We start from the raw sequence: 6,756 nt of genomic DNA, 5'->3' as shown, positions 1-6,756 counted from the left end.
GGCGGCTTGACCGGCAGGTCACCGGTGGAAGCCGGCGGCTTGACCGGCAGGTCACCGGTGGAAGCCGGCGGCTTGACCGGCAGGTCACCGGTGGAAGCCGGCGGCTTGACCGGCAGGTCACCGGTGGAGGCCGGTGGCTTGACCGGCAGGTCGGCCGGCGGCTTGATCGGCAGGTCGCCGGTCGGCTTGGTCAGGTCGGGCAGGCCGGGAAGAAGGCCCGGAAGGCCGGACAGATCGGGCAGGGCCGGCAGGGCCGGCGCGGACAGGCCGCTGCCGAGGGCGGTCGCCACGACGTTGTTGACCAGGGAGGTCACGGTCGAGGCGATCCCGGTGACATTGCCGGAGGTGACGGAGGCGAGCAGGTCGGCCACCGCCTTCTGGACCGTGGCGAGGACGTCACCGAGGCCATCGGCCGGTGCCACCGCTGCGGTGTCGGGGAGGGAGGCCCGTTCGTACGGGGCCGTTTGGTCGGCGAAGGCGGGGCCCGCCGTACCGAGAGTGACGGCGGCGGATATCGCCAGGGCGAGCAAGCGGCGTGATGCCTGGGGACGCATATGTGTTCTCTTTCCTTATGCGTCGGACAACTTCCCCGTCACCGTGCCTGCGGGTATAGCGCTCCGCAACCGCGGAACTACCCAGCGCCATGCCTCCGTTCGAGTGAATCCACCCTTCTGACCTGCTCCTTCCGGGGGCGTACGCCGTTGCACCCGGCGGCGCACAGGGGTGCGCCCGAAGGAGTCACCACTCGGTGAGCAGACGGCGAAAGGCCGGCGCGCCGACCCCGGTCGGGGGCGGCGCGCCGGCCTCGGAAGGACCACGATCCGGCGTGTGCGATCAGGCGTTGATGCAGGTGTTGCCGAAGGCCGGGTTCAGCGCGGCGATGCCGTTGACGGTGTTGCCGCAGACGTTCACCGGGATGTGGATCGGGACCTGGACGACGTTGCCGGACAGCACGCCCGGGGAGTGCACGGCGGCACCCTCGGCGCCGGCGTCGGCGGCGGCGACACCGGCGGCACCGGCGACAGCGGCGGCGGCACCGACGGACAGGGCGACAGCCTTCGCGATACGGGACATGGGGAACGTCTCCTCGATCGATTTACAACTCGGACGGCGCGGACGGTTTCGTCCGGCGCTCTCATCAACGCCCCTGGATTTCATCGGTTGCTCTCCCGAACGGGTGACGTTCAACCGATCTTTGGGCCATAGGAGGGTCATTCGTCCGACCGGGCCCAGAAAGGCGCAACACGCTCAACGAGGAACGTGCCGCATGGATACGGGAGTTCGCGTTTCCGGGCATCTAATGCTTACTATCGCCCGGCTCGGGGGTTATAACGGTCCCGAACGTTGCTTCCGGTCCCGTCGCGCGTTCATCCATTTCGCGTGGCCGACTTCTTCCCCTCCCCCGGTCTCCACGGGTCTTCCCTTCCTTCTCTCGTCAAAGCGGAGCACCTGTATGCGGAATTCAGCGGTTCTTGCCGTACGTAGGGGTCTGGTGTGCGCCGTTTCGGGTGCGGCGCTCTCCGCTGTGCTCCCGGCCGCCTTCGCCGCGGCGCCGCGCGTCCCGCCGGCCGCGGAGGCCGCGGAGGCCGCCCGACTGCCCTTCGCCGCGCGGTACTCGGCCGTGCAGCACGGCGGGATCCTCCGCGCCGCGAACTCCTCGGCGCGGGGCGCGACGGGGGCCGAGACGGTCAACGACGACGCCACCGTCGCGTACGTCGACGTCGACGACGACCCCAACACCTACAACTCCAGCCGGGCCGAACTACGGGTGCCGGCCGGGGCCCGGGTCAGCTGGGCCCGCCTGTACTGGGGCGGGAACCTGCGCGTGGGCGAGCAGAAGCCGCCGTCGGACAACGGGCGGGTGCTGATCGCCGAGCCCGGCGGCCGGTACAAGGCGGTGCTCGCCGACACCACGATCGGGCACCGCACGGCCGACGGCGCCGACGCCTTCCAGGCGTCCGCCGACGTCACCGAGCTGGTCCGGTCGGCCGAGCCCGGCTTGTGGACGGTCGCCCAGGTGAACGTCGCCATGGGCCGTTCGGCGGTCGGCGGCTGGGGCGGCTGGACGCTGGTCGCGGCCTACGAGAAGGCCGACGAGCCGCTGCGGAAGCTGACCGTGTGGGACGGCTTCGAATCGCTCGGCCCGGCCAACCCCGAGCTGGAAATCCCGCTCGCGCTCGGCGAGGACCGCATTCCACAGGGTGCGGACGGCCGGCTCGGCCTTGTCGCCTACGACGGCGACCGCGGGACTTCCGGGGATTACCTCGCGGTGGAAACGGGCCTGGCGAAGAGCGTCACGCGGAGCGTGATCTCCGATTCCGCGAATTCCGCGGACGACGTGATGAACTCCAGCATCACGGAATCGGGAACAAGTCTGATGGAACGACTGCCCGCTCATCACACCACCCTGGGGTACGACTCGGACGTCTTCGATCTGCGGGGGGCGCTGCACCATGGGGCCGATCGTTTCCACATCCGCCTCGGAAGCCCGAAGGACGCCGTCTGGCTCGGCGCGCTCTTCGTCCAGGCGGACATCACGCGTTGACCCGGACCCGGGTACGGGCGGGGGCGCACGGCCGGACGTGCTGCACGCCGTCCAGCCCGGTGACGGCGGGGTCGCCCGGGTCGTCACCGATCTGGTCCGCGGGCAGCTCGCCGCGGGCCTGCGGGTCGCCGTGGCCTGTCCGCCCGGCACCGAACTGGCGGCGGCGGTACGCGCGGAGGGCGCCGACGCGTACGACTGGACGGCCGGCCGCGACCCCGGCCCACGCCTGCTCCGCGAGACCCGCGACCTCGCCCGCCTGATCCGTACCGTCGCCCCGGCCCTGGTCCACGCCCACAGCGCCAAGGCCGGCCTGTGCGCCCGGCTCGCCCTGCGCGGCCGGGTCCCGACGGTCTACCAGCCGCACGCCTGGTCCTTCGAGGCCGTCACCGGCACCACCGCCGCGCTCGCCCTCCGCTGGGAGCGCTGGGCCGCGGCCCGCTGGACGGCCCGCGTCCTCTGCGTCAGCGAGGCGGAGCGCCGCCGCGGCGAGTCGGCGGGCGTCCGCGCGTCCTGGTCGGTGATCCACAACGGGGTGGACACGGAGCGCTTCGCGCCAGGGGCCGACGCAGCGGAATCCGCGCCCCTCGTCGTCTGTGTCGGGCGGCTGTGCCGGCAGAAGGGGCAGGACGTGCTGCTCGGTGCCTGGCCCGGCGTGCTCGACGCGGTGCCGGACGCGCGGCTCGTGTTCGTGGGGGACGGGCCGGACGGGGAGCGGCTGCGGACGGGAGCCGGGGCTTCGGTGCGGTTCGTCGGGGCGGTGCGGGACACCGCGTCCTGGTACCGGGCCGCCGACGTCGTCGTGCTGCCGTCCCGCTGGGAGGGCATGGCGCTCGCGCCCCTGGAGGCCATGGCGAGCGGCCGGCCCGTCCTGGTCACCGACGTGGACGGCGCGCGGGAGAGCCTGCCGCCCGGGCACGAGGCGCAGTGCCTGGTGCCGCCCGACGACCCGGCCGCACTCGCCGCCGCGCTCCGCCGCCTTCTGGGCCGGCCCGGGCTGCGGCACTCGCTGGGCCGCGAGGCCCGCGAGCACGTACTCAGCAGATTCGATGTGCGGCGCACCGGCGCGGCCGTCGCGGAGCTCTACCGCGAACTGGCCGGAGTGCGGGGCACGGAGCACAGAGAGCCGATTGCGCAGTGACTACGGAAAGCACCAGCGTCCCTCCCTCGTTCCCCTCGCGGCGCCTCGCGGCGCCGCGCGGCGGCACCCACCGGCTCGCGCTGCCACCGCGCCGCCGGGCCCGGCGGCGGTTCACCGGCCTGCCGCTGTTCGCGGCCGACGCGCTCGCCGTGCTGCTCGCGGTGTGCCTGCTCTCGGCCGTGCACCGGCGCTGGGAGGTGGCGCTGTTCGTCGGCGCCCTCGTCGTGCTGCTCGACGGCCGCGCCGGGCTCTACCGGCCGGCGTCGGGCCCCGTCGGCGTGCTCGACGAACTGCCCGCGCTCGCCGCCCGCGCCGGGGTCGCCTGGTGCGTGACGGCGGCCGCGGCCGCCGCGTACTCCCCGGCCCTCGCGATCGGCCCGCTGCGGCTGTGCGCCGCGTACGGCACGCACGTCACGGCCGTCGTCGCGGTGCGCGGCCTCGCGCACGGGCGCCGCCGCCGGCTCGCCCGGGCGCACCCGCGCTCGGCGCTCGTCATCGGCGTGCCGGGCGCGGCCCGGCGGTTCGCCTCGGCGCTCGCGCAGCACCCCGAGTACGGCATCCGGCCGGTCGGGGTGGTCGGCGTCGCCGGCCCCCGGCAGGACGAGGAGCGGGTCCACGAACAGGCCCGGGAGCGAGGCCTGCCGGTGCTCACCACGAGCGAGGAGATCCACCGGGCGGTCATCCAGAACACCGTCCGCGACGCCGTGTTCCTGACCGAGGACGAGGGTCTCGTGACGCTCTTCCAGCACTACGGCTGCGCCACCTGGCGGGTCGGCGCCGAACCGGCCGGCGAGCCGATGGGCGACCACCTGTGGGGCTACGGTTGCCGCCGCCTCGTACCGCTCGCCGAGCGCCGCGGGCTGACCGCGAAGCGCGCCCTCGACGTGGCGCTCGCCGCACCCGCGCTGGCGCTCGCGCTGCCCGTGCTGCTGCTGTGCGCGCTCGCGGTGCGGCTCTCGGACGGGCCCGGGGTGCTGTTCCGGCAGGAGCGGGTGGGACAGAACGGACGGCTGTTCACGCTGCTGAAGTTCCGTACGCTGCGGCCGTCCGACGAGACGGAGTCGGCGACCCGGTGGAGCGTCGCCGACGACCACCGGATGAGCGCCGCCGGGCACTTCCTGCGCAAGACCTCCCTGGACGAGCTGCCCCAGCTGTGGAACGTGCTGCGCGGCGACATGAGCCTGGTCGGGCCGCGGCCCGAACGCCCGTACTTCGTCGCCCAGTTCAGCCGCGTCCACGCCGGATACGCGGCCCGGCACCGGATGCCGGTGGGGCTGACCGGACTGGCCCAGGTGCACGGGCTGCGCGGCGACACCTCGATCGAGGACCGCTGCCGCTTCGACAACCACTACATCGACCACTGGTCGCTCTGGCAGGACGTCTGCATCCTGCTGCGCACGGCGGCCGGTCTCGTGCGACCGACGGGAAGCTGATGACGACAGCCGTGGTGGGCGTGCCGGGTGCGGACCGGGGCGTGCGGGAGGGCGTGCGGGAGTGGACGCGCCGGGCGGGGGCGCTGTCCCCGGTCCTCGCCGTGATCGCGCTGCTGCTCGTGCCGGGCGGCGGAGGCGGCACGCAGGGCGGCACGGGCGGCACGGGCACGATCGCCGACGCCGCGTCGGGACTGCTCGTCCTGATCTGCCTGATCCGGGTGGTACGGAGCGGGGCGCGGCCCCTGACCCGTACCGCCGCCGTCGTGCTCGGCCTGCCCGTGTGCGGCATCTGCCTGGCCGCGATCACCTCCGGCGATCCCGGCGCGAGCCTGCCGGGCGTCGCCCGCTACGTGCAGATCTTCGTCCTCGTCCCGGCCGCCGTCATGGTGACGATCCGCGACCGGCGGGACTTCGCCGTCGTGGCGTGGGCGCTGGTCGGGCTCGGGCTCCTGGAGGGCGCGGTCGGCGTCGTGCAGTACCTGACCGGGACCGGCGCCTCGTACCAGGGCGCGGACGTCCGGGCCGTCGGCACCTTCGGCGCCACCGACGTGATGGGCATGGCCACCGTCGTCGCCTACGCCCTCGTCATCGCCACCGGCCTCGCCCTCGGCGCCCGCGCCGGCCGCGCCCGGACGGCGGCGCTGGTCTGCGCGGGCCTGCTCCTCGTCCCGCTGGTGCTCTCCTTCAGCCGCGGCGCCTGGATCGCGACCGTCCTCACCTGCGGCGCGCAGCTGCTCCTCTCGGGGCTGCGGCGGGCCGGGCGGGTCGCGCTCGCCATGGGGGCGCTCGTGGTCGTCCTGGTGGGCGGCTTCGGCATCGGCTCGGAGATGGTCAAGGAACGCGTCACCAGCATCACGCAGGTCACGGCCGCGCCCGACCAGTCGGTGACGGACCGTTACACGCTCTGGGCGGCGGCGGGGCGCATGTGGCGCGGCGATCCGCTGACCGGCGTCGGTCTGAAGGGCTTCCCCGCCTACCGCGACTCCAACGCGTCCCTGGCGCTGTCGTCGGGCAGCGACACGGCCGGCGCGGGCGCCGCCTTCGCCCGCCAGCCGCTGCTGTCCCCGCACAACATGTACCTGCTCGTGCTGAGCGAGCAGGGCCTCATCGGCCTGCTCGCCCTCGCCGGCAGCTGGGCCGCCCTCCTCGTCGCGGCCCTCCGCCGGCTGCGGCGCCGCGCGGACTGCGCCCTAGTCGCCGTCGGGATCCTCGCCTGGCAGCTCATCGACTTCTTCTACGCGGACATCGGCGGCCCCTCCACGGTCCTCATGTCCGTCATCCTCGGCCTGGCCGCCTGGTGGTCCCTCACGTCCCGAACGGAGGTACGCCGTGCGTGACCCGTGGTCGGACCCGTCGGCGGCACGGGCGACGGACGCGGCGCCGGGCGCGCCGGAGCCCGGAGGCGCGTACGGGGGTGCCGGGATCGCCGGCGCGCCGCCGTCCCGCGCGCGCGGTGTCTCGCTGCCGGACGCGCCGGCGGCCGGGGCCCCGCTCCGGGCGCCGGCGGGTGGGCCCGGCTGCTCCGGTTCCGCGGGCGCGCCGGAAGGCGCGTACTCCCGGGCCATCAGCCAGCTGCGCGACAAGGGCATCATCAGCGAGCGGCAGCGCCGCGGCGAGGTCCTCATCCACCCGCTGCTGGC

At 74.4% G+C, this 6,756-nt stretch carries 5 protein-coding genes and 2 pseudogenes; 5 read left to right on the top strand and 2 right to left on the bottom strand.

What is annotated here, in order from left to right:
• A pseudogene (locus ACWEJX_RS37095) lies at window positions 1–554 on the bottom strand (hypothetical protein); the annotation flags it as partial.
• A gap of 280 nt (window positions 555–834) precedes the next feature.
• A complete protein-coding gene (locus ACWEJX_RS37090) occupies window positions 835–1,074 on the bottom strand; it encodes a chaplin (RefSeq protein ID WP_451611813.1) in 240 nt (79 codons plus the stop codon).
• Between the two features lie 379 nt (window positions 1,075–1,453).
• Between ACWEJX_RS37090 and ACWEJX_RS37085 the strand changes: the two genes are divergently transcribed.
• The 5 genes and pseudogenes from ACWEJX_RS37085 to ACWEJX_RS37065 form a co-directional block, all read left to right on the top strand.
• Window positions 1,454–2,545: a DUF3344 domain-containing protein gene (locus ACWEJX_RS37085; protein WP_451611812.1), complete on the top strand. Its 1,092-nt coding sequence runs from the start codon at window positions 1,454–1,456 to the stop codon at window positions 2,543–2,545.
• On the top strand, window positions 2,454–3,683 hold the full coding sequence (locus ACWEJX_RS37080; RefSeq protein ID WP_451611811.1) for a glycosyltransferase: 1,230 nt from the start codon (window positions 2,454–2,456) through the stop codon (window positions 3,681–3,683). Before ACWEJX_RS37085 ends, ACWEJX_RS37080 begins: the two co-directional genes overlap by 92 nt.
• The gene (locus ACWEJX_RS37075; protein ID WP_451611810.1) at window positions 3,680–5,116 is read left to right on the top strand and encodes an exopolysaccharide biosynthesis polyprenyl glycosylphosphotransferase; all 1,437 of its coding nucleotides are present in this window, start codon (window positions 3,680–3,682) and stop codon (window positions 5,114–5,116) included. The genes ACWEJX_RS37080 and ACWEJX_RS37075 overlap by 4 nt, the downstream gene beginning before the upstream one ends.
• Window positions 5,116–6,453: an O-antigen ligase family protein gene (locus tag ACWEJX_RS37070; protein WP_451611809.1), complete on the top strand. Its 1,338-nt coding sequence runs from the start codon at window positions 5,116–5,118 to the stop codon at window positions 6,451–6,453. The genes ACWEJX_RS37075 and ACWEJX_RS37070 overlap by 1 nt, the downstream gene beginning before the upstream one ends.
• Window positions 6,446–6,756 (top strand): annotated as a pseudogene (locus ACWEJX_RS37065) (hypothetical protein); the annotation flags it as partial. The gene ACWEJX_RS37070 and the pseudogene ACWEJX_RS37065, both read left to right, overlap by 8 nt.

The sequence above is a fragment of the Streptomyces sp. NPDC004788 genome, assembly GCF_053601115.1.
Note: the sequence above shows the minus strand (reverse complement) of the source record. Positions and strands in the feature narration are given on the sequence as shown.

What these genes read in the sequence shown, in the direction of transcription:
- ACWEJX_RS37090 (WP_451611813.1), bottom strand. Translation starts at nt 1,074, where the DNA reads ATGTCCCGTATCGCGAAGGCTGTCGCCCTGTCCGTCGGTGCCGCCGCC.
- ACWEJX_RS37085 (WP_451611812.1), top strand. Translation starts at nt 1,454, where the DNA reads ATGCGGAATTCAGCGGTTCTTGCCGTACGTAGGGGTCTGGTGTGCGCC.
- ACWEJX_RS37080 (WP_451611811.1), top strand. Translation starts at nt 2,454, where the DNA reads ATGGGGCCGATCGTTTCCACATCCGCCTCGGAAGCCCGAAGGACGCCG.
- ACWEJX_RS37070 (WP_451611809.1), top strand. Translation starts at nt 5,116, where the DNA reads ATGACGACAGCCGTGGTGGGCGTGCCGGGTGCGGACCGGGGCGTGCGG.